The sequence below is a fragment of the Gramella jeungdoensis genome, assembly GCF_023805255.1.
GTDB classification, from domain to species: Bacteria; Bacteroidota; Bacteroidia; order Flavobacteriales; family Flavobacteriaceae; genus Christiangramia; species Christiangramia jeungdoensis.
In genome coordinates this window covers 359,935-384,173 of sequence record NZ_JAMSCK010000002.1, presented here as the reverse complement: position 1 = coordinate 384,173, position 24,239 = coordinate 359,935, and the positions used below count along the sequence as shown (strand labels likewise).

The following is a 24,239-nucleotide window of genomic DNA, read 5'->3' as shown; positions in this document are numbered from 1 at the left end:
CAAGATGGAAAATCAACAACAGAAATGAAAAACTATAATTTGCAATTATAAAGAACAACTTACCCAGGTATTTTAAGTATCCAGATTCTATCAGGAAAATGATTTACAGCACTAACACTTCAGAGGGTTTCATAGTTAGATAAGAAAATCCGACAGAACTAAAAAGCCCCTCGATAACAATATCCTTATTTTTGAATTATTAACTGGCACTTAGAAAATTGAAAAATAAAGACAGTTCAATTCTTATTTGAAACTTCCCAATTCAGTAGTATTAAATTTTCCGATTATAAGGTCATACCTTCTTTTAAAAGCAATAGCAATCATTCAGGCGGTATTTTAATTTACAAGCCTATTTTAAGATACCTCTATAATCAAAGTCATCAACCTAACCGTTATTTCTTTTCTTACCGGGGCAAGGTAAGAACCTTCAGATGCAATTATTGAGATAACAGTTTTTTTGATATCTTCCACAATTAAGATTAGTGCCCTACCCACCTATCCTTTATTATATTTAAGCAACATGAGAATATTCATGACGATTCTCTTTGAAAAATAATTTTTAATTGTTCTTAACTTCATGACTAACTATACTAACCGACTGAAAAAATATTGGAAATCAAAAGATCTTGCATTTATAGCCACATTTAAAAGAATTAATAAGAACGCTGGCTTTTTTAATCATTTCACGAATCCTACAAATAAAATGAAACTTTTTTACCCAGATTTTGATGGTGTAGAAGTTTTAGATAAACGAGTTTCATTTTATTACGGTAACAATCCAAATTTATCCGATGGTGCATATTATAAAGTAGAACTAGAGCATACCAATAATCCAAAAGGAAAGAATAACCCATTCTCCTTGAAGATTAAAACTGTTACAGAATTAAATCAAGATAAAGTAGAAAAACTGCTTTCAAAGAAAAATTCAGATGTTGACAATATTGTAAAATATATTGGGGAGTATCATAAAGTCTCTGAAGCTTTTGCCTGCTTTGAAAATGTTATGTTTTCTGAAACTGGTGAAATTTTGATGTTTCAAGGAGAATCACAAAAAGTATATGTATCACCTAATCTTGAGTTAAAACAAGGTGGTTACTATCAATTCTCCTTTATTGAAAATGAAGGAAAACTTCCAAGTGCGATAATTAATACAATCCAACCTAAACATAATCCTTACAGAGAACTAATTGAAGAAAGGTTTAAGCTTCACAATAATCCAGCCTCTAATAAAGCTAATGCAAAAACAATGCGCGAAATAGGTATTGGGATGTACTCTTCGAAAGAACGAATGATTTATGAGCTACTACAAAATGCTGATGATAGCCCAGGTAAAGATAAAGTAGAATTTCACATTGATATCAACGGAGATTATTTCTTTATAATGCATGATGGTGCACCTTTTAACAAAAAAGATGTAAAAGCAATCACTAGTGCAGGTGAGAGCACGAAGGAAAAGTCTAAAAATAAGACTGGTTATAAAGGTATTGGATTTAAATCTGTATTTACAAACAGTTCAGAAGTATGGATAAAGTCAGGAGGATATCAATTTGCATTTCTTAAGCATAGTGAATTGTTTAAAGATTTTGATTCTCTTTATTTCCCGGATGAAAGGCGAGCACAATTTACTGAAGAAGGTCTCAAAGTTGAAAAGGAAAGATTTCTAGAACAAGAAGAAGGTTTTGATTCTACCTTACATGTTCCATGGCAGCTTATGCCTATTTGGCAAGAACAACTACCTCAAGATTTTGATGAGGCGAATTTTGACAGATTCAATAATCCTGTTCAAATAGCTCTTAAGCTAGGTAGAAACAATATAGAGAATTATAAACTTGCAATTGATAACATTTCAAAACGTCCACAATTTTTACTCTTTTTAAGAAATACCTCAAAGTTCAATTCTCGAAAAAATGGAGTAATGATATTGAGAAAGGACCATAAAAATATTATTGAGATTTTAAAGTTGAAAGGGGAAGAAAATGAAACGCATCATTATACTAAACAGGTTTTCAATAAGATAGAGATATCTAACGAAGCGTTTGAGCAATCAGGGATAGGCTTAAAGAAGAAATCAGATTTTAATGAAAATACGAACACTATAAACAATTATTTTGTCGATTTGGACGAAAATAGATTAGATGAAATCCCTCCCAAATTAGCTTCTGTTAATCAAACAGAAATATCGTTTGCAATAAAAATAGAGAATCAAAAAATTCACGCAGAAGAAGGATATTTAAATAACTCGCAAAACTATTCTAGTTTATTTACCTATCTGCCTATGGAAGACAAAAGACTACTATTACCTTTTTTAGTTAATGCTGATTTCGTTCCAGATTCAAGAAGAGAAAATTTACAATATAGTAATCCCTGGAACCAATACATAATGATTAAGGTGGCTGAAAAACACGTAGCTATATTAGCACATTTTGCTCAGGGGTTTCTTAAAGATCAAGATACCAACAGTTCGTATTTATCCCTACTCTTGAAAAGTCCTTTGTCTGAAGATGATATGGCCCAACAAATTATTGAAAGCTATAATGCAACCTACCTAGAACAACTTAAGAAAACAGCAATTGTTATCAATGACAAAGATCAAATACAATTGTTGTCCGAGACTATAATCGATGATTCAGGATTAATAGAATTATTTGGGAACAAAATATTCTATGATATAGTTGATACCGAAAAAAGACTTCCAAATTCTAATCTTGATGCCAAATATTTAAAAGACTATGATTACTTAGAGGTTGAGGTCATAGATTTAAAAGAAATAGCAGAAAAAATTACGCCAGAACTTTGTGAAAGCTTAGGTAGTATCATTGCTCAAAAAACATTATATGAAAAACCAGAACTTTTAAAATGGCTAAATAAGCTGGTAAAATACATCCCCGATGATTTTGGTAAAATTCCTTTTATTCAACATAACAATTCACCTTTCTCCTTAGAGCAATTAATTGATGAGGATGATGCTTGGTTAATAAATGTGCATACTTCACAATATGAAACTCTTCTTGGGGAATTAGGGTATCACACAATCCAACTAAATCTAGACAAATATTCCAATATTAAAGATTTCTTGCTTAGACTTAGTGGCTATATTAACGATAAAACGCTTGCTTACGAGAGAATAGCTTCAAATGCCAACACTCATAAGTTGCCTGTTGCATCAAAACTAAAACTGATTGACTTCTTTCAAAACAGCACGTTTATGGAAGGTATTGGTCCAGATAAATATTCTGGCAAGTTAAAATTGTTTACGGATGAAAACAATATCCCTCGTCCAGTAAGGCATTTAATAAGTCGTAAAGAGGCTTTAGAGGTAAATAGTATCAATAAATTTAGAATAAAGGAGACAGAGTTTAACGGTCTTACAGATGATTTACAGAAACAGTTAATAGCAAAAGATGCAATATTTACATCCTTTATTCTAGATGAAGATTTGTTTGATGAATGGTCGCAACAGTTTGATACAAAAAACATCAACAATTATGTAAGTGATTTAAAAGCCATTTACAGCTGGATTGATAATCCAGACGACATCTCTAGTGCTCAATGGGCTTCCATTCCTTGGCTATATATAGATGATGAGGCTAGATTTGAAACGTCTGATAAGGTGTATTGGTCAAAAGCTTTTAAGAATTTAAAAGCTGATAAATTTGAAATAATAAAGACGGTCTTTCAAACGGCTGAGCTAAAGATACTTCCTATTCAAGAATGTGGGGCATTAATAAAAGCATTCCAGATAAAAACTGATGACAGCTCAGATATAGATTGGTCAGAGGTTGAAGAACTTGAAATGATGGTAGCAAATACACTATTAGATTGGATGGAAGATGATGGTGGATTTGGAGACTTCTTTAAAAACTATACAATTGTTGAAAAATTCAAGGGTAATTATAAGATTGAAGAAATTGAAGCTATACAAATTTTTGATGGTTCAGATAAAGACTTAAAAACTTATATTCAATCAAATACAGAGCTTTCTTTAATATTTAATGAACTAGACAAGAATTTATGCAGTGAAAATCGCTCAATGATTGGTTTACTTCAAGGGGATAGATTAATTAAGGCAATTATTGAATCTGAGAAATACGATCAAAATTTAGCAGTACACCTTCCTACTAACATTGCAATTGAATTATTACAGCCTTTTATAACCAATATAAAAGAGTTTAAACTATTTACCTCTTCTGACTATGGAGGCGATACTGCTGAGCATATCATTGTACATAATATTTTAAATAAGATTGATGAAAGTGAAGTGGTTTCTGAAGAAATATCTGAGGTTATTAAGGTTTTAAAAGCAAAAACTCTGATTAATGAACAGCCTTTAAAACATTTCGATATTAGTAATGCAATTTCCTTTGGTAAAGGGAAAATAATAAAAGAGTTACACATTTCAGATGTGTTAAATAAGTATGATGGAGAGACAAATGTACTTGAAGAAATAATTGAATCTTTTACCCAGATTACAAATAAAAGAAAGCTAAGAAAACACATTTTTAAAACGAGAATTTTAGAGACTCAAGAGATTCATTATGAAATAGAAAAAGAAAATTCAACCTTCTATTCTATTGAACAAGTTGTTTTTCAATTGCTTGATGAATCGTTTGGAAATAATCGAAAATGGAACAAATCACACTTTGATGATCACTACAAAGAAAGGGGTACAGAAGAACAACTTCATAGTTCGTATCAAAAGTTTTTAGATCTTTTAATCAAAATTGATTTTACCGACCTATCAAATTTTATTTTTCACGGTTTAACTCTGTCTATTTGTGTTGATAAGAACTTTGCTATCGAATCTGAATATATTCCTAATTGGTTAAATCAATGGATAGAAATTGACAAAGAAAATAGATTACAATTTTTATCAAAGTTAGGGTATAATGGTACTGATAGTACTATTGTTAACCTCAGAAAATCAATGATAGATGTTAATAGTGATAAAGATGAAATTATAAGCTTCTATACAGATGCTAAATCAAATTCACAAATTACTTGGAATACAATTAAATGGTTATCTCAATATAGTCCAGAAATAATTACCAAAAATAAAGAAATCATCAGGAGGATAAATGATTCTTTAACTCTTAATATAGATGGCACTAAAGGTATGGTAATCCCTGTAATTCAGGTGATTAATAATAAAAAAGAAAGACTTTATAAGTTAGAAAAAATAGAATTTTCTTCAAAACTTTACTTTATTGAAGAGGATCAAGAATACGATGATGTTATTTTTGAAAAAGTCAAGTCAGAAAATAAGGATGTGGCTTTTGTGGATAGTATTTGCGGTAAAATGGTTAATCATTTTCCAATAGAAAACATTGCGTTAACCGAGTCTATAGATGAACAAGTACTTCAAGAAAAATCTAAACTTTGGGATGCGGACTACTATAAGAATTGGAAACATTATGAGAATTGTCAAATTTATATTTATGATGGTAACGAAATACCCCATAAAAAATCCTATAACAACATTACGATTACCACATTAGCAGGGAGCTTAATGGAGGAATACGAAGGTGCCTTTTATTTTTCAAAAATATTAAAGAGTTCTATTCTAAATCAAAAGCCAACAATCTTGCCTGAAGAAAAGTTCCAAAGTTTAAAAGACTTCTATATTTATTTCAAGGAAAATCCTGATGAATTTGAAAAAAATCCATTAGAGGAAAACTATAATGAAACTTTTGACCGAATGATTCAAGACCGATACGGTATTTCGGAAGACAGGCAGAATGACGAAAATAGTAATGCTAAAAGGCAAGTCCTATATTATTTAAAGGAAAATGGATATGAGGTAAACGAAGGTCATAGTAAGAACAATTTTGCTGCTCTATATGGAATCAAAGACTCAGAAGGGAAAAGAATAGATTTTATAGTAAAAAGTGCGAGAGGAGGTTTGTTATTTATAAATAAAAGTCATTGGGAAATGTTAGATTCAAGCCAAACCCAATTAATTGCAATCTATCCTAAGTTTGAAATGAGAATCTTTAGGGACAAAATGGAACTTCTTAGTGATGAATTACAAGAGAAAGTATTGTTTAGAATGCCGAACAAAAAGAGTGAACGAGAGATAGATGATGTGTTTGATAAAACAGAATCAGATTCTCATCTTATTCTTGTGACAAGCAAACATATGAAAGAGAGTCTTTTTGAGAAGGTAGGTAAAAAAGGTACTTTTAATAAAAATGAAGAGGCTAATGTAATGGACGAAAATATTGTAATAGAATAATGGTTACAAAAGAAGATCAAGTGAAATTTTATGCAGAAGAACTTAAAGAACTAGAGTTCTCTGTAAAGAAAACTTGGAATGCGACAGGGGTTTCCCTATTTCAAAGCGGAAATGTATATGTCGGGCAATATCGTGGTTTAGATGAAAAAAGAGGTAATGTTTTTGTTGACATCCCTACTGGTAAAGGTAAATATGCCCCAAGGTTAGACCAAAAACTCAATTGTTTCAGGCCAAAGCCAGGTTTTGAACTTCCAAAGTCTTGGGGAAACCTTACGTATTCAGATTTAATAAAAGGCAGAAACTGCACAGAAACTAAAATTGTAGACTACATTCCGTCAAAACGTGAAGGCTGGATTACTATGCTTATTCGAGAAATGGATGCTGAGTTTATTGAAAGCCTTCAATACAATCAAATCTTGGCTTTTGGCCCAACTATTCCTCCTTTTGAATATCTAGAAAACCTAAGAAAGTTTAGCGAAGCATTTGATGAAAATGGCACTGAGCTTTGGGAGAAAATTTTAGGCTTTAAATATAAATTGATAACTGAGGCCAGCCCCAAATTGCTTAAGGAAGATCTAGATATTGCAGACCAAATAATTACAGATGTTGAAAAATCTATAATCTATATTTTTCAAGGGCCTCCTGGAACAGGTAAAACTCATCAAGTAGCAGATCTAGTATCACGATTAGTATTATCGAATAAATCTGTTCTAATTACTGCTTTAACTAATAAAGCAGCAGTTGAAGTTTGTGAAAAGTCATTCTTTGATAAACTCTTTGATGAACAGCGTGTTTCAAAACTACCGATTTCTATAGACGAAGGAAAAAAATTTCCGAAACTATTAAATGCCAAAGATCTGCTTCCAACTAAAGGACACCTTACCTTGACAACGTTTTATCAGTTTTCAAGAATTTGGGAAGAACAAACACAATCCTATGACTACGTAATTGTCGAAGAGGCTTCTCAAGCCTATTTAACTACCATTGCAGCAGCCTGTAAGGTGGGTAAAAAGGTAATTGTTGTAGGTGATCCAAAGCAAATTGTTCCAATTGTCACTAACAAAAATTACAGAGTATATCCCAATATTGAATCCTTAATAAACGGTATGAATACGCTGAGTCAAATTGAAGATTTTTCGTTTAACCGTAAGACAGAAACACGCAGACTTACTGATCGTTCTACAAATTATACCAATAGCTTCTATAATAACACCATTCAATCAAAATCTTTATATAAAAATATTGATAATGATATTAACAGCTTCGATAAGCTTTCTTCATTGACACATCCCAATGGTGGACCCACCTTAGTCGAATTTTCTAAAAAGGATGGAGATGTTTTAAATCAAATGATAGATTTTTTGGTAATTGGCTTAAACGAGTTAACGAAATTAAAAGGTAATGAGATAGCCGTTTTAACACCATACATTGATACATTAACTCATTTGCAACAAAACTTAAAATCAAAGACTAATTCAAGAAATTACCAAATAGAATCCGTAGACAGGGTACAGGGACTGGATGTGGATTATTGTTTTTATGTAGTTCCCAAATCAAGTTCTTTTTCATTTAATCTAAACAGATTTAATGTAGCCACAAGTCGCTCAAAAAAAAGCACACTTATTTTAGTGGAGCAGGATTTTGACCGTTTCGTAAATCTCCCTAGTGAGGTTGGCTATTATCTGTCCAAACTTCAAAATGAATTTGCATTTGCAGTACATCCAGTATCGGGTGAAATCGCTAAAAGCGGGCAAAATGATTATAAACTAAATACTAGTAATGAGAAACCAGATTCAAATAATCAAAAACAAAAAGGGGAAAATGGCATTACAAATGGCAGCCTAACCAATTCTAATAAATCGAGCAATGGTATTGGTCTAAAAGTGGTGGGCAAAATTGATGTTACAAAGTTTGAAAAGCCGAAAAAGGAGATAGAAAAGCATAAGGAAAACCTTTATATAATTGATACAAATGTTTTTGTTGATTATCCAGAAATAATTTCAAAAATAAAAGAGGAATATCCAGTTATACTCTCTGCCAAAGTACTAGATGAACTTGACAAACTTAAATCAACATTAGATCAAAATGGTAAGCGAAAAGTTCAGAAGGCCTTAAAGTCCATTAACAAGAGTTTCGATAAAAGAGATTTGAGGATGGAGATGGCAGATTTGTCACTCTTGCCAATTGATTTTAATAAAAGGTCACCAGACAATCTCATATTAACTGTTGCTTTAAAATTTAAAACTCAAAATCCAATTTTAATAACATCAGATCACGGGCTCCAAATAAAAGCAAAAGGTCTAAAAATTAAAACCTTAACACTACGTGAATTTATTAGGAGATAAGGCATTAAAAAGGATTTAGATTTTTGTTTAAAACACATTGGTCATTGGATTAATAAGACCGAACTATTATCCTTTGCCTGGTCCTTGAATTTACAATCTAATTCATTTAGCTTCCAATCAATATCAGATTTTAGAAATGAGCTTGTCTTCAGATAATGAGTATCTAAAATATCATTTGCACCATCGGATGAAATCATTATAAAATCATCATTCTTGAAATCTGTAATTTTAAAATAATCAATTTTAGCTTTTTCAATATTCCCATGAATAGACCTCGTTACAACATGATCATATTTCTTGGCATTCTTAGATTCAACAAATACCTTATTATCAATTAGCTCATTTTTTAAATTATGTTCGGTTGATTCAAATTTGATTTTATCATTTTGTAGGTGCCATATTTTAACATCTCCCACCCAAAAACAATGAAATACTTCATTACACCGAATTACTCCAGCCAATGTAGCACCCATTTTTGATTCAAGCTTTTTATTTTCAAGAGCTAAAGCTTCTGTGACCTTATTGATAATGGACTGAATGCTTTCCCTATTTATTTTATTTTGATTTTTTAGAAGCTTAAAAGTGTTTGAGACTACAAACTTCGCGGCATATTCTCCATGTTTATAACCACCCATTCCATCAGCCAAAAGAAACAAATCGATATTCTCATTTAATTTTTCAATTAAAACTACATCTTGATTCGATTTTCGTTTCCCCTTATTTGTAATAAACCAATTATTCATCTTTCTTAACTGCATTGATTGTTGATCCTCCATGTTTAGTTACTCGAGGCCTTGTAGAAATCTTAATAGGTTGATTTGTTACTCTTTTTTCAGTAGCCTTTGAGGCCCATAAAAAACCTTCTCCTGGCTTTAGCACACTCATATCTGAAGGAGTTAATGATGATAACTGAGTAATAGATTTCTGGATATGCTTTAACCATTGTGGGCTATTAAATTTATGTAGTATTACCACCGAACTTAATTCAATTATTTCATTCGGTAAACTTGGCGGATCTTGACTGGCAATTAATATGCTAACCCCTTTGTGACGCATTTCTCTTATTGCAGTAACGATATTCCCTGTAAGATCTTTATTATCCATGTATTTATGTGCTTCATCAAATACAATGAATTTATTAAACTGATTTTCTGAACTATTCGTTGCAGAAAAAATGTCCAAGGCGGTCACAAATAGTCCTAAAGCTTGATCTTTATGAATGAATTCGTCCCTCATATCAATAATGATAAGCTTAGAGGGATTCAAATAATTAGATAAATAATTTACATCCTTCACATATTTTGAGGCAAACCTAATCCTTCTGGTAGCTAAAGTTTTATCTCTTTTGGATAATAATTCGCTTTCACTAATAGCTTGATTCAATGTGGAAACATTCAAATTATTACTATCGAATAATTCTTCTAGAATAAAATTAATTTCATTAATATAATCTGATGTGTTTCCAACTGCATTCATTAAAAACTGCCAATCTTTAATTGATAGTTCGTTTGGGTTAAATAGAAGTGGCGCTACTTCAACAGATGGAAATTGATTTTTGCGTTCATCAACTTTTCGTTCAGGACAAAGAATAATTATATCGTCAATACTATCTGGATCGACATTATAAACTTCCTTCAAAATTTTTAATTCGTTTGGCTGATCATTTCCTTGAGTCATAGAGGTAAACTCAGGTTCATAATCCATGCTTTCGCTATAATGAAAAATCACACCGGCTAAAGGAGAAGGAAGTTTGTTTACATTACTAAATTGTTTCAAAACCATTTCGGTTAGAGTTCCTATAGAATAACTTTTTCCTCCTCCCTGAACACCGAAAAGACTTATCGTATTAACACCACTTAGGTCAATAGCGATTTTTTTATTCTGATGGGAAGTCTCACCAAGCAAACCGAATTGAGAAGAAGGTTTAGAATTTCCTACAAATAAATCAAACTCTGGCTCTGAATAAGGCTTAACCGAAATAGGTTTGGAAACCTCTGATAGCTCTGTCTCAAAATTTGTTTTTTCCACCTCATCTCGGACTATTTCTGACTTAATAGTAGAGGTTTCATTTAAGTTTGTTTCACCCTTTTCTTCGGTTGCCGAATTGGGCATTTCATCATTTTGATTTTCTACCTCCGTAGGACCAGCTTTTTTATTGAGTTTTTGCAAGAATTTCTTCATCCTATTATCGATCCCTAAAGCCTCCTTTAAGTCATTATCTAAATCGTCAGTTTCAAGTCTGATAGTATTTAAATCTGAATCTGGGTCAAGAATATCTTCAATTAAGTCATGTCCCATTGTGAACATGGTGATATCGCCATCAAATAATTCTTTATGATGTTTTTTATTGGTAGAAAAATCATAAATAATTCCTACTTTCTTAAATTTCAAACTATAACCATAATCAAGTTTTAAAAGAAACTCATTATAATTATCATACACCAAATCGCTTAAATAAGTGTATCTATTCGCTCTATTTATATAAAAGCCTAGTAAATTTCTTAACTCCTTAGTTTTTATTTCTCTATCTAATCTATCATAAGAAAGATTGTATTGAGGATCAAAATGATACCTTAGAACCTCAATCGTATTTTCAATTTGTTCTTTTATTTTTAATTTTAAATCCTCTCGTTCTGTATCATTTAAATGCTTTCTACATTTAATTTCGATAACAGTGATAATTATTTCCTTATTTTCGGGATCTAGGGCTATCAATAAGCTGTCGGCTCTACTCTTACTTTCAAACTTTTTATCATTGAATAGATTTTGATGTAAGTCGATAGGAATTAAAACTCCGTTCTCCAAAAAACCTTTCTTTTCCAAAACTCGCTTTGTAAAGGCAGATCCAATTACTTCAAAAGCTTTATTTTTTGAAGAATTAAGTTGTAATACCAAAGAACTACTCAATGCTCTAAGATCCTCCAACAATGATTTTATTTTGATTTTATGATCCTCATCATGGATATTTAAACCAAATTCTTTGAAGTGAGGCCCTATTAACCCCAGTACTTCTGAAGTCGGCCTTGTAGTTAAATAAGAAGAAATACCAGAGATTTCTTCACCAGGAACATAGTCTAATAGAAAAGGAATATCTTCTCCATTAGAAGGTTGGTCATAGACTTCTGGACCCATATTTTTATCGAAAGTCACTACCCAATCTGAATAATCATGTAAATGAGTAATTAAAACTTTGTCTCTTTCATTTAGGACCATCTGTGTGGATGGAATGGCCTGTGTGTATTCCAACTTGAGTGCACAACTTGTAAAGGATTGAATATTCTCAAATAATTCAATGCCCATTTTACCAGAATTAGCATACTCAATTGGAAGATCATTAGCTCTAATAAATCTATTCCATCTAAATTTGTTTTCCTCATTTTCAACACGAACGGAGTATTCAGTCAATATTCCATTAACGAAAAAGTTTCTAGTATCTCCATACGGCTTCACTAGTTCGATTTTAATAGGAAATGGACTTATTAAGAAGCTTATGTGAGCGTTATATTTTAATGGGTTTTTTAAATAATCTGAAATCTCATTAATAGAAAACCGTAATTTCGGGAACAATCTATTTTTTGAAGGTTGTGAAAAAGCCTCAGCTTCTTCTGAAATTGAAGAATCTGGGTTCAGCAAGCTTTTTAAAGCCTCACCATGCTCAATGATCTTATTGGTATCTTTAAATAACCTTATCTCATATTTGATTGCACAATATTCTGCTTCTTTTTCCAACTCAATTAAAGCATCAGAAAAAACATTCGCATCACCAGCGTTAATTAAATTTAAGATCAGTTTATCAACGTATGGATGTTGTCTTAGATAATCTTTTATATGAGCAATTACAAGCTTTTTACTAATATCAGTATCTACATAATTCTCCTTGGTAACATTAAAGAGCGTGCGAAAATAATGTAGTAATTGTCTAGAAACCGAAGTAAGTGCCTTATTATCGATAGATTCCGAACCTTCCAAATAGAGCCCCCATCCAAAAGACAATTCCCCCGAATAATAATAATGTTTTAAGGCTTTTTTCCCTACAATAACAAGCGGATTATTAGCATAGCTAAAGTCATTATTAAATAATGACTCTAAATTATTAGCCCATGATTCCTTATATTTATTAAATCCAAGCGTTTCATTTTCCCATTTTGAAAAAACATCCAATAATTGAATGGCCCAGGTTAATCTTAAAGGATGTAGCGGTGATAATAATATCGCCTCAATTTTTTTACCATCAGGTAGTTTAGTATCAAGTTTAATAACATCTAAAAATTGTAATTCGCTAACCAGTTCAACCAAATTAGCTCTATCGTCCTCCGAAATCTCATTACTTGATATTTGCCTTTTTAGCTCAGTAGTCCAAGAGGTATATGCAGAAATATATTCCTCTATATCATCCTTAAAATTGAAGATATCTGCAGTTTCGAAAACTCCATTTTTATCTTCATTTGAATTTTTAATTCGTTTGAAAATTTTCGTCCTTAACCTTAAAACTGGTTCCGGTGCGTTTAAGGTCAATTCGCTTTCAATAAACTTACAATCAGAAAGATTTGTATATGCAGCATTATGGTTTAATCTCACTTTAACAAAGCCTAGGGAATCTGAGTTTTCTAAAATTTTGTTTTCAATCGACCGTAACTTAGTGGATAAATGAATCTGGTAATTATGATTTTTTGAATAGTTGATATGAAAATGAGAGGTATGCCCCATTTTATTATCATCTAACCAAGTGTTTGAAGGTTCTTTTGGTTCTGGTATGGATGGTTCATTATCCTGTTTGATATCATAAATTCTGTGATTTATGTAAGCTTGTAGAACACTTTTTAATTTATCCTTTCTTTGGTTATCCTCCCTTTCTATAGTGTCGTCGACTACAAAATCAAAATCTTCTGAATCACAGGTCAACTTGTAAGGAAAATCTAACTTAGACGCCTCGGGATTTTCATTCCTTTCTTCTTCCCAAGCTTTTTGGATTTTAAGGTCCTTAAAATCATCATTTGTATTTAGTAAGTCACCGAACTCATTTTCAGCTAATACCTTAATAAAATACGCCCCATCGTCTATTATGTTAGGATGTAGTTCTACCTCAGCATCGCGGTAAGCTCTACTTGAACTTGAATTTTTTAGTTTTCGTAAAACTGTAATTTCTTCTCCTCTTCCTCCATCAACTGCCATTAGCACTATTCTAAAATATTTTAGGTCGGAAATTTGACTAGGATTTGGTTTGGTAGAGAATCTGACTTTTATCTTAGAAGGACTATTAGGGTTGGCATATAAGGTCTTTTTATCATTTTCTACTTGAAAATCACTGGATTTTATTTTATCAATAGTAAGTTTGATGTCGTTATGATCGACTTCAAGCTCTGATATTTTCCACTGAGAAAAATTAAGACAAGCATAATTCTCAAAAATTGCCTCAGCTATTTCTTTTTTAGTACTTAAATATTCCTCCTTTTTTATGAAGTTAACAATTTCACTTTGTAGAGTATTTGATTCAATAGGTATATCTGAAATACGGTCTGCAACAGGTTTATCAAAAGTTGATAAAATCCCTATACAGTCGCTATTAAATTTAATACGAGATCTTATTTTATTAGTATCCTCTAATAATTTTGAATCGGGAATTAAATTTAGGTTATATATAAAATCACCTATACTTTGCTGGGTATAACCATGCTCTTTGAGATCGATCAGAAAGTTTATAATATCTGAATTACTGAGATTTCCAAATCCGATGAATTTGATAATATCCTCAATAATTAGATTTTTAAATTGGGGAGGAATCTCATCAATTAATTTGTCTATGAGCTTAGTTTCAACTCCTTCTAAACTTAATTCCTTGAAGGTCGCATTCCCGTAGGAATCTTCTGCAGCAGTTCTACTATTAGAGGGAATAAGTATCAATAACGGTTTCGCCTGACTATTTCTTAATTCGATTAATTTCGTAGCACTAATACACTTCTCATTATGATTAATTTCCGAAATTATATAGGTATCAATTTGTGGAAATTGAGATCCTATTTTTTCGCTAAGAGCGTTTAATTCTTTAAATGCTAGCCCAGAAATCTTCATGCAATGTCCTGGCTTAGCTGATTTGAGTTCATTATGATGTAGATCTAAAATCAACTCGATTATTTCCTGGTAATACTTATTTATACTCATCCCTAGTATTATTGCTGTTTTAGTTGGTATCGAGGTCTTACTTTTTGAAGAATGTAGGCATCACTTAAATCATCATAAAAACCTATCTGCCGTAATTTTTGCTTAAATGACTCTACATTCTCCTTAAACGCTAAATGTGTATTCACATTTGCATTCAGGAATCTTTCCTCTGCAATTCCATTAATTATTAGGCCATACCTTTTTCTAATAATTTTCATAAGCTCTTCAATGGATAAACTCCTTGTTATGAAATGATCATCTTCTCCTTTCAATACCAAAATTTGAACTAATGTCTCTAATAATCTAGTTCCTATTACAAATCGTCTGGGATGTTTCTTACTTCTACCCTGAGCCATAAAGCCCCTATCTGAATTGTTCTGACTTAGATTGGCCAATAACCTTTTATATTCTACGAATTGCCTTTTAGCCTTACTATTCAATATTATTGCTAAATATTTATCGAAATAGGTTTCTTCATACTTCACAATATCATCAACCAAAAGCCTATCATCCTCATCCAAATCCTTATATAAGATGTTATATTTTGCCTTGAAATAGCTTTCTTTCTCCGCTGTTGATTTCTTCAATTCATCTAGCGCTCTGTGCAAATTAGTTGAGTTATCTTTATCTAATCCAAGATACTCAAGGGTCATATTAATTTTAAAGGTGGCTACTATATAATTGTAAATTGAATTGTATAGTCTATCAGCATCTTCTATTGCAAAATTAGACACCTTGCTTTCAAAGTCATCAGTAGCGTCTATAATAATATTCCAGTTATCCTCCACATTAGAAGTTCCATTTTCCACCATAAGGGGGAGAAAATGTACCAGTTTCTGTGTATATAAAGACATATGGAAGGAAATTATGGTTTTTAAATAATCCACCAGAACACTTCTAGGAATCTCATCCTGATAAGCTAATAATCTTCTAATATCATCGCAAAATAATTCAGCTTGTTGTTTTAATAAAGGTTCTATTCTATTTAAGGAGGTTGATGTATCTAATACGAAGCGAGGTGAAACCTTAGGAATAATATTTAACATTCCTAAACTATCTATATCCAGATCACTTAAATTGTTTAGTTTATCGGTTGCAGGGTCCCAGCCTTTCATCAAGAACATTTTAAGATCATTCTTAACCTTATGATTTGCACTCAGCATTAAATAAACCTGATCAGCTGAATAATAATCTCTTGCTACATTTGCATTTCTAATCCTATAACTTTCTAAATGTATAGGTCTTAAGGATGCTAATTTTTCCTTATCAACTTTACCTCGAAATGCCATATTTAAAAAGTTATTTCGAATCCAAGGTTCTACAGCCTCACTATTCTCTGAATAGCCAGAAACTATATTTTCACTTTCTAGAACCTGAATGGCATTCTTAAGATGGCTGATTTCGACAATTGATTTACCTCTTCCTCTAGCTAATTGCCTTGGTTTTTGACCATTATACCTTAGCAACATAAATAAATTTATTAAGGTATAGTCTATATTAATAGATTTAGCGTCTACTGTATAAATAAGCTCATTTCGAAAGACACTCTCATCTTTATTCATTTTAATCGCCATACTTAAAAATTTATAGGTTCGATCAATATTTTATTCTGGTAATCCTTTTTAATTTTATAATAATCTGAATCACCATTGGTAACCACAACCTCATTATAATTCAAGTTCTTTAGAAGATTCTTGAAAATAATTAACTCTACAAACTTTCCTCTAATATCATTTAAGGAAGGACTAAAACCTTGCTGGATGAAATAAAGCATTTCGTATAAGTCAAGCGAAATGGTCAGTTTAATATGATGTTGCCCTTTATGCCTAAACATAAAACTATCCGGTTCATATTCGAGGTACTTAACCAGATGCTCGGTATTATTTACTTTCAGCTCAAAATCCGATAAACTGAATAATCTATATGAACTACTATAACGATCATTTACCTCAGTGGCCGCTAGCACAAGGCTTTTTTGATCGATATTAACGTTATCACACCCCTCATTTAACGCAATTGCCCTAGATATACTCTTTATCGTTTCTTGACTGCTACTTTCATCATGTAATAATTGGACAAATTTGAAAACTGACTGATAAGGTAACCTTAACATAAATGAAGGCATACCTTTTTCTTTTGAATCATTGTTCTTTATCAAGCTAGATTTTGCCTCATAATAGTGATGCCTTATATAGGTCTTCTGAATTTTTCTAATTCGCTCTAATATTTCAGGAGTTTTTTCGTGGACCGGTAAATGAAGTTCATCGCTTTTCACCTTATTAAATTGCTCAATAAGGTTGATTTCTCTTTCAGAAAATTCTATAAACTCTTTAAATCTATGCTTATCGAAAAATAGATTTCTATCAATATCCGGTATAGGTACTTCACCAATATCGGTTTCTCTTAACAACTTTATCAAACGATCTTGATTAGCTGAATCATCTATATTTGGGCTGGTGATATTAAAATAATAGTATTGCCAATACTTCTCTGGAGCACCAGCAGCTTCATTAAATAATTTATCAATATCTGGGCATTCATAGTCTCGGGTCAAAGTAAACGCAATAAAAGAGCGCAAATCACGCATAGTAATATGCAATTCTCTTTTTAGACTTACTGTTCTTAGCAGCCATTCCATCCTACTAATAACCTCATCTCCAGACGCTGGATCATTAAAACTATCTACATTATACTTAATGAAACATTGATTAGCTAAAGAACATCCTTCACATTTTGACCATAAAGCTTTATTAGTCAATTTTTTAACCTGCTTTCTAAAAAGGCTTCCTCCATGCTCACTATCAGCTACCACTGAACGTAGGTTAAGATTAATGATCATTACCCCTTCTGGTAGTTTATAATGGCCCTCGTTATAGAAATATTGATCTATTAAATTGTACAGGTCTTTATGTTTGGAAGATGTCATTAAAAAATCAACTAAACGCCCTTCATTAATTGCTATGATTCTACCCTCCTTGGCCCGATTGAAATCTTTAATATTTTCAAATGGCTCAAAAAATTTATCAAGAACCTCATTATTTGCATTTTCTTCTTGATCCTGAGATCCATCATAATTGCTTTCATATGGAGTCCCCTTAATCTCAAAACGAGCCCCATTATTATGCTTGAAATTTTCTAAGTTTTTTACACCATGATTTTGCTCAATTTCCTTTATAAAAGCCGTTTTTCCGTCTCCAGCATTACCAGTAATAATTAATAATTTATACCTGTCGTCTAAAATATCTGGTATTAGCTTTTGATCTAATAGGGAGGGAGAATAGGTGAGCTTATCGAACTCGTTCATAGTTTGACTAGCACGAGTACCAAAGTTACCTTGTTTAGATTGACTGTATAAGGAATTAATATATTCTACAATATTTAAACCCTCAACATCTACTTTAAAGCGTTTTATTTTCTCTTTATTTCTCTCAACAGTTTCAACAAGGCTATTATACACCCGATCTATGTTCCCCTCCGTAAAAGATTTCGCATCTCCGTTCCAAAATATTTCACTTACTATAGATTCGCTATCTACCTTGATGTTAACTTTTATCTTTTCATTTAATTTTATTGAATTTTTATACTTTTTGAGATTGTCTTTAAACTTACCTAATGCTTCATCTATGGTATCATTCAAGGTCACAAAGCGCTGCATATTGTCAGCTAGTTTAATATTGCAGCCTGGTTGATATATGGTAATTTCGGTATGGTATAAACGCTCTGTATTCGGCAATTCAGTACTTGCCTCTTGTTTTTCAGCGAGTAAATTGTCTAAACCTATTTCTTCTAAAGCATCTAACATTTCCTGAGCTGAACTAAATCTTTCTTCTTTCTCAGTACTTATGGCTTTAAGAAGAAAGGCTGCAAAGTCTGATGAAATAGCATCATTAAGTTTCTTAGGATCATTAGGTTTTTTAGGCCTAACAGGCATTTTATGAGGTGCCCAGGGATACTTTTTACATACCAATTCATAAAGAGTAATACCTAAGGAAAATACATCGGCTGACCTATCCCAGTTTACATTATTACTATCTGTAATTAGATCTGGAGCTAGATAAGGATTAGTCCCAACAAAGTCGGTATTATCTTCAGCAAAGGAAGCTACATTAAAATCGATTAATACAAATCGCTCTTGGTCATCCCAAATAATATTCTGAGGTTTGATGTCCCTATGGTACATTGGTGGATTTTGCGATTGCATTACTACCAATGCAGACAAAACATCCGTTGCTAATTTATAGATTCTATGAATGGGTAATCGAGCATCCGTACGGACATAGGTACCTAAATTTTCACCATCTAACAGTTCCGTTAGGGTATAAAATTGTCCTGATGGTGTAGTTCCATTCCAAATAAACTTAACGATATTCGGATGATTAAGCTTTACTAAGGCCTTATATTCATCTTTAACAGAAGAATCATTTACACTCTTGTTAAACAGTTTCATAGCATATTCAGTACCCTGAATTGAATGCTTGACTCTGAATACCTTTGAATATCCCCCTTTACCTAATTCGTTATAAATTGTATAATCCCCAATACGATCACCTTCGCTTATTTCTTCTAAATCTTTTTCGGAAACATCCTCCGAATCCGAATCGGAAGTTTGATCTCTGGTTTCCGTATCTTCTTGCTTAGTAACTTTTCTGATAAATTCTTCCAGTTCCTCTACATTGTCGATCCGCTGAAATTCATCTATTAAAATAGTTTTATTACATAATTCATCAATCCAGGTGGGTAAGGATGGTTTTACTTTCGAAGGCCATTTGGCTTCAGGTAAACGCCCTTTTAAATTATTCAATTCATAAGGTGAGTTAATAGGCTCTTCTCCCACAAAAAGCCAATACGCCAAGACACCAAAGGAATATAAATCTGAGGCTCTACTAGCCTCGCCTACGGTCAACTCCAAAGCATGATAGGGTGTGGCATTCTGTTCGTTTATGGTAGCTTGAACGGTATAGCCTTCTTCATTGTGATAAGTGAAATAGGCTTTTCCAAAATTACCTAACATTGCATAGCCTCCACGATAATAGATATTATCAGGATTAATATCGCGGTGGAAAACATTTTGCTCATGAGCTGCTTTCAGTGCAGCCATAATATTCTTTAGAATATCTATTTTCTCTGAAAAAGTAAATTCCCGACTTTTCGCAATATTCCGAAGCGAATCTTCCTCCAGAAAATCTGTTATTTCATAAAACAGATGATTTTCTTCATCTAATTCATATTGAACATTGGTTATAAATGGATTACTTTTAATATGCTCTAAAGCCTTAAATCCATTCTTAATTTTTAACTCACGTTGCTTGAGCTCTTCTGGTGAAAACCCATTTACCTGAAGCGTATATTCCTTAATTCGTTTTCGTATAGATGAAGTAACCCCTTTCGGTTTGGCCAGGTATTCTGTGAAATAATTTTCTTGATCAACAATTTCTAGAATCTCATGACCATAGAGCTCTTTTTTATCTTCATTTTTCTTTTCGCTGAACTTACCTACTAGGAAATCAATAATTTGATCCTGTATATCCGCTATGGCATTTTCCCATTTACCCGCGCTCTCAGGATCGGTAATGTAATTGATCAATCGCTTATCTAATTGAAAGCTTACCTTTCCAGCTTCTTTCCATATTGATGGCTTTATGCTATTAGGATAGGATAAAGTCACCATATTCTGAATCCAGGCTTTCCCCAACTCACCATCTTCCTCTTTTAATTTAGAAGCTAAAATAGCGGTTTTAATACGTCCTGTTTTTAAAGGATTTGGCCTTTGGCGGTCATTCACATACCAATAATTATCATCACCTTCAATACGACCTTTCCAATCTTTGTTTTCTATGTTATAAACAGCATGTGGTGTAACCACAATTAGATCGTATTCCCAATATTGAGTCTGATGGTTGCGTGGATTGGTAGCTGCTAATTCAATATTTGGAATAAGCGTATAGTTTTCTGGCAGATTTACTTCCAGAAAATCCATTAACCGCTGCTCTCCTGCGTTAACAACCTTCTCAAAATAGGGTGGTTTTATGATTTTTGCCATGATTCTATTTCGTTTTCCATCATATTAATAGACTTAGATTCTAAACTTAAAGCTCTGGTAAAATTCGTATAGGCTTGTCGGACTTTTGCACCAATTATTTCCTCTTCATGTTTTCCAATCCTTGGAATTGGATAACCGTGTAACATAGGATATATATAACCCAATAAATTTGTACCATGCACACTATTTCTTAACATTCTAAACCATAGATCTGATGAAAGGACTGTAAAAAGATAACCGGGGTCAATTAATTTTTCGTCTGGAACGATTCTCATTAGACCTTCTGCAACAGTTTGGTTTTCTAAATATCCGTAACAAAATTGAACTCGACTAAATATTTCATTCTCACCTAAAGTCCCTAAAGCCGGTATAAGAATTAAATTCTTTTTAGTTTTCTCATCTGCCCAATTCTTTATTGCCTTTTTAGATATTAATTTACCTTTTGGATTCAAATCAAAAATATCCCCTTGGTTCAATAAATTAACAGCATTAATGGATTTTTCGGAAACTTTTACTCTTTTAAAACGACCACCTCTTTCTAAAGGTTTTTCAATCACATCTCGGAGGGTATCGTGTTTAATTCTTGATAGAAGTGAAATTATTTTTTTCTTTCTAATACTATAATTTCTACCTCGAAATGTATGCTTCGAAATATCTTTAATGTTCACTTGGTGAGAAAGACTAATATCCCTTTCCAATGGAAAATTAAGACTATTTACTTCCTCCTTACTGATCTGACAATTCGAATAAAACTCCTCCTTAGCCTCCCTTAGTAATTTATTAGCATTAGAACGTAAATCAGCTGCTTCAACAATTAGATCATGGATTTTTGTTTGTAAGGAATTGGGAAGAATGGGAATGGGTAATTCATTTAAATGATGTGGCTCAATGTGCTTAACTACTCCACCATATCCTGACTGAGTTAATAATCCATATCCATAATTTGATGACAGGTAAGCATATAAAAACCCGCTTTTAATACTTTTGTTATTAGGTATTATACGAATTAAATCATCCGTACCAATTACATTTTCAAACTCTTCATTTGTATATATTGTATTTCCTATAGTTCCCGACCTTGATACTAGTATCCAATTCTTCTCAAGCATTAAATTAGCCTTATCTGTATACTTTCTTGAAATGAATTTGCCACTTGCAATATCAGTTTTCATCATGTCAGAAGCGGTTAAATACGGAAGACCATATTCTTCACTTGTAACATATACCCTTTTAAAAATATTCCCTTTAAAAATATCTTTGGTTTCCAATGACAGCTTGGAAACTTTATATGGGGATTGCCTTAATTTGAGTTTAGTTAAAGGCCCATCACTTAAATGAAAAGAGGCATCTAAACGTAAACCGGATTCCGAAAGCCAATCACTTTTAACTTCTATGGTTTTCATTATAATATTTTATTTAAAAAATTATTATAAGCTTCTGAAATTATTGGTAAATCGTCATCAAGTTTTTTAATTTTTTCCTGCCTCGTTTTTACCTGCGATTCACTTCCATCCCTTTTTTGTACTAAATATTCCTTTTCTACTTTAAATATTATTTCCGCTCCATCATCATCCCTTAAATAGATGGGATTACCTCTTCTATCCTTTCCAAGCTTTTCTGCAATTGCCATAAACACCTCATAATTTTCCTCTCTATCCTGAGCAAGTTGGCGTTCTAATTCAGTTTTCTTTTCCAAAAATAATAGTGAGGCTTGTACACCAACTTGTGGTAAAAATGCTTCTACTGCTAGATCTACCGAAGCTAAAACTTTAAATTTGTCAAGTATCCATTCTCTAACGGGTAAAGTATTTGGATTGCCTAATATACCATCTGGTAATACAATGGCCATTTTTCCGCAAGGTTTTAAGAAATTATAGCAGGCTTCTATAAATAGGATTTCTGGTGCATTACTGTGGGCTCCAAGCTCGTACCTTAACGAACCATCTTCTTTATATATGATACTTTCATCTACTTTAACTTTTGCCCCAAATGGAGGGTTTGTGAAGACCATATCAAACTTTTCGCGAGCATCAAAACCATAAGTATTGCTATCCTCATCCATAGCTAATAAACTTCTTTCAATACTCTGTTCGATTTTTTCTATTTCAGCAGGATGCTCCCAGTTAGGATAGGCTAAAGAATTAACATGAAAAATATTAGCATGACCATCTCCAGCCATTACCATATTCATTCTAGCAGCCTTTTTTAAATCTGGATCGAAATCAAAACCAAATATGTTATTTTCAGCATACTGCTTTACCATTTCATTGATCTCTGGACTATTAAATTTCGCTTCTAATAAAGGTCCAGATAGATCAGGATACATGGCTTGGGTCATTTGTTTACGGACGTGATCTAATACCATCACCAGGAAACCTCCTGAGCCGCAAGCAGGATCCAACACTCTATGATTTTCCTTTGGATCCAGCATTTCTACCATTGCTTTAATAATGTTCCGTGGAGTGAAAAATTGACCTGCTTCCTGCTTTAAAGTATTGCTTACAATGGTTTCATAAGCCATTCCTTTAACATCTACAGATGCATCCAAAAAGGAATATTTTGCCAGTTCACCAGCTATAAAGGCCAAACCTTTGTTTGTTAAATCGATAGATTCGTTTCCAGAAAACACTTCTGAAAATACCTCATCTTTTTTGAGATTATTGAATAAGCCTTTAATTCGTTTCGCTACAGCTTCTCGTCCTTCTTCTGTATTCTGCTCTTTAACACCTACCCAAAATTTACGACGGTAAGTAGAGCCATCATCATTGGCCGAAAAACGCCGTTTTTCATCATAGAGTTTACAGAAAATTAGATTTAGCAACTGCCAGAAAGCATCTTTCTTTCTCCCCTCATTCCCATAGATATAATCATGAGAACGTTTAAACACTTTAATTAAGGAATCATTAGCTGGTTTTCTACTATAAGAGCGATCGTTACGGTCTAGATCTTCTAAAGATTCTCCCTCTCCTGGAAAGTCTGATAGATCTGTAAACTCAAAATCTAACCCAATTGCATCTTCTTCCTTTTGAAGAAAATGATAGCTTGAACCATTTGCCCATAGACCAAATTCACAATTATCCGCGGCACCCATGGCGTTTTCAAGGGTTGCTGTAAGTCCTTTTTTCTTGTCAGTAACTTTTACTTTATCATCCTGCACTACGACCATACGGATGATATTTTCTTGTAAATGATCCTTTCCCTTCTCAAATACGACTAATTCTAACTTTTGCTTTTTTTGTTTATCGGTTTCTGGATCGGTATAAATTATGGTAAAATCACGCTCCATATCTTCTAGATCGAAACCATACTCCTCATTAAGCATTAAAATAACCGATTGAAGATTGTTTTCTTTTGCACTTATTTTTTTAGGCTGGTTGGTCAGTACGCAGAGTAATTGGTTATCTTCTAAAACTGTACTGTCCTTTTTCTCCTTAATTGCTGTTGCCATATATTTTGACTGATA

8 protein-coding genes are annotated in these 24,239 nt (G+C 32.5%); 2 read left to right on the top strand and 6 right to left on the bottom strand.

The window, feature by feature from the left end; genetic code table 11:
• Positions 1 to 577: 577 nt before the first annotated feature.
• Complete coding sequence (locus NE848_RS05855) at positions 578 to 6,232, top strand: sacsin N-terminal ATP-binding-like domain-containing protein (protein WP_252111391.1); 5,655 nt, start codon at positions 578 to 580, stop codon at positions 6,230 to 6,232.
• Positions 6,232 to 8,577 carry a PIN domain-containing protein gene (locus NE848_RS05850; protein ID WP_252111390.1) on the top strand — a complete coding sequence of 782 codons (2,346 nt, stop codon included), beginning with the start codon at positions 6,232 to 6,234 and terminating at the stop codon, positions 8,575 to 8,577. Before NE848_RS05855 ends, NE848_RS05850 begins: the two co-directional genes overlap by 1 nt.
• Positions 8,578 to 8,618: 41 nt before the next feature.
• Here the strand turns inward: NE848_RS05850 and NE848_RS05845 are convergent, their stop codons facing one another.
• Genes NE848_RS05845 through mads2 form a run of 6 tightly spaced genes read right to left on the bottom strand, consistent with a single transcriptional unit; the run spans position 8,619 to position 24,224 of the window.
• Entirely contained in the window at positions 8,619 to 9,353 is a 735-nt protein-coding gene (locus tag NE848_RS05845) for a PP2C family protein-serine/threonine phosphatase (protein WP_252111388.1), read from the bottom strand.
• Positions 9,313 to 14,736 (bottom strand): methylation-associated defense system ATP-binding protein MAD8, encoded by a 5,424-nt coding sequence (gene mads8 / locus NE848_RS05840; RefSeq protein WP_252111386.1) that lies wholly within the window; start codon positions 14,734 to 14,736, stop codon positions 9,313 to 9,315. Before mads8 ends, NE848_RS05845 begins: the two co-directional genes overlap by 41 nt.
• 8 nt (positions 14,737 to 14,744) lie before the next feature.
• Positions 14,745 to 16,310 (bottom strand): methylation-associated defense system protein MAD7, encoded by a 1,566-nt coding sequence (gene mads7 / locus NE848_RS05835; protein WP_252111384.1) that lies wholly within the window; start codon positions 16,308 to 16,310, stop codon positions 14,745 to 14,747.
• A 2-nt stretch (positions 16,311 to 16,312) separates the two neighbouring features.
• The gene (gene mads6, locus NE848_RS05830; RefSeq protein WP_252111382.1) at positions 16,313 to 20,776 is read right to left on the bottom strand and encodes a methylation-associated defense system protein kinase MAD6; all 4,464 of its coding nucleotides are present in this window, start codon (positions 20,774 to 20,776) and stop codon (positions 16,313 to 16,315) included.
• Positions 20,761 to 22,179 (bottom strand): methylation-associated defense system restriction endonuclease subunit S MAD5, encoded by a 1,419-nt coding sequence (gene mads5 / locus NE848_RS05825; protein ID WP_252111380.1) that lies wholly within the window; start codon positions 22,177 to 22,179, stop codon positions 20,761 to 20,763. Before mads5 ends, mads6 begins: the two co-directional genes overlap by 16 nt.
• Positions 22,179 to 24,224, bottom strand: coding sequence for a methylation-associated defense system DNA methyltransferase MAD2 (gene mads2, locus NE848_RS05820; RefSeq protein ID WP_252111378.1), 2,046 nt, complete (start codon positions 24,222 to 24,224; stop codon positions 22,179 to 22,181). The genes mads5 and mads2 overlap by 1 nt, the downstream gene beginning before the upstream one ends.
• Positions 24,225 to 24,239 lie beyond the last annotated feature (15 nt).

Excerpts from the sequence above, each read along its gene's own strand:
- mads5 (WP_252111380.1), bottom strand. The coding sequence starts at position 22,179 with ATGAAAACCATAGAAGTTAAAAGTGATTGGCTTTCGGAATCCGGTTTA.
- NE848_RS05855 (WP_252111391.1), top strand. The coding sequence starts at position 578 with ATGACTAACTATACTAACCGACTGAAAAAATATTGGAAATCAAAAGAT.
- NE848_RS05850 (WP_252111390.1), top strand. The coding sequence starts at position 6,232 with ATGGTTACAAAAGAAGATCAAGTGAAATTTTATGCAGAAGAACTTAAA.
- mads6 (WP_252111382.1), bottom strand. The coding sequence starts at position 20,776 with ATGGCAAAAATCATAAAACCACCCTATTTTGAGAAGGTTGTTAACGCA.
- mads2 (WP_252111378.1), bottom strand. The coding sequence starts at position 24,224 with ATGGCAACAGCAATTAAGGAGAAAAAGGACAGTACAGTTTTAGAAGAT.
- mads8 (WP_252111386.1), bottom strand. The coding sequence starts at position 14,736 with ATGAGTATAAATAAGTATTACCAGGAAATAATCGAGTTGATTTTAGAT.
- NE848_RS05845 (WP_252111388.1), bottom strand. The coding sequence starts at position 9,353 with ATGGAGGATCAACAATCAATGCAGTTAAGAAAGATGAATAATTGGTTT.
- mads7 (WP_252111384.1), bottom strand. The coding sequence starts at position 16,310 with ATGGCGATTAAAATGAATAAAGATGAGAGTGTCTTTCGAAATGAGCTT.